The 1,208-nt window shown below is 62.9% G+C and carries 1 pseudogene; it reads left to right on the top strand.

The features are described from left to right. The first annotated feature begins 97 nt into the window (after window positions 1-97). Window positions 98-1,208, top strand: a pseudogene (locus YU9_RS44100) (IS630 family transposase).

Genomic DNA, 1,208 nt, shown 5'->3' with positions numbered 1-1,208 from the left:
GCTCCTAGTGTCCTGAGGCACAAGTTCGCAATCATAGATTCGCAGTAGATTCGCGTCGCTGTGCCAAGGATGGAGGCAAACAGCGACGGAGTCTCCAATGGCGGTCCAGCAACTTGCTCCCCTGACATTGAGCGATGATGAGCGTGCCGAGCTGACGTCGCTGACGATGCGGCGGAAGACGGCGCAGGCACTGGCTCTGAGGGCCCGGATCGTACTGACCTGTGCGGAGGGCGGGCAGAACACGGAAGTGGCGGCCAAGCTGGGGCTGGACCGGCAGACCGTAGGCAAGTGGCGGCGAAGGTTTGTGGAGCGGCGCCTCGCCGGGCTGCACGACGACCCGCGCTCCGGCGCGCCGCGCACGATTGACGATGCCCGCATCGAAGCCGTGATCGTGAGAACGTTGGAGAGTTGCCCCGAGAACGCCACCCATTGGAGTTCCCGCAACATGGCGAAGGCCAGCGGCCTATCGGTGTCGACGGTGCAACGCATCTGGCGGGGCCTTCGGGCTCCAGCCGCACCGGATGGAGACTTTCAAACTCTCGACCGATCCGAACTTCGTGGCCAAGGTGCGCGATGTCGTTGGCCTCTACGTCTCACCGCCGGAGCACGCCATCGTTCTGTGTGTGGATGAGAAGTCCCAAATCCAGGCCCTGGACCGCAGCCAGCCGATGCGTCCCGGCCAAGCGGCCCGAAGGAGCCATGACTACAAAAGGCATGGCACCACCTCGCTGTTCGCCGCCCTCGATATTGTGACCGGACGGGACATCGGCAAATGCTACAGGCGCCACCGCACCGCCGAGTTCCGCAAGTTCCTGGACGAGATCGAGGCTGCCGTACCGCGCGAGCTCGACGTCGATCTCGTCACGGACAATTACGTCACGCACAAGACCCCAACGATCCGGAGATGGTTGGCCAAAAGGCCGCGTTGGCACGTGCACCTGACCCCGACCAGTTCGTCATGGCTCAACCAAGTCGAGCGCTTCTTTGCGCTCCTCACCGATAAGAAGATCAGGCCCGGCGTCTATCGCAGCGTCGCCGCCCTCAGGGCCGACATCGCCTCGTTCATCGAACGACACAACGCCGACCCCAAACCGTTCCGATGGACCAAATCCGCCGATGACATCCTGGCTTCCATCGAACGCTTCTGCCGGTACAATGCCCCGGCAGAACGCGACGCGAGGTTGCGAACTTCTGGTTCAGGACACTAG

It is taken from the genome of Bradyrhizobium sp. WSM1743 (genome assembly GCF_000473065.1).
Classification (GTDB): Bacteria; Pseudomonadota; Alphaproteobacteria; order Rhizobiales; family Xanthobacteraceae; genus Bradyrhizobium.
Note: the sequence above shows the minus strand (reverse complement) of the source record. Positions and strands in the feature narration are given on the sequence as shown.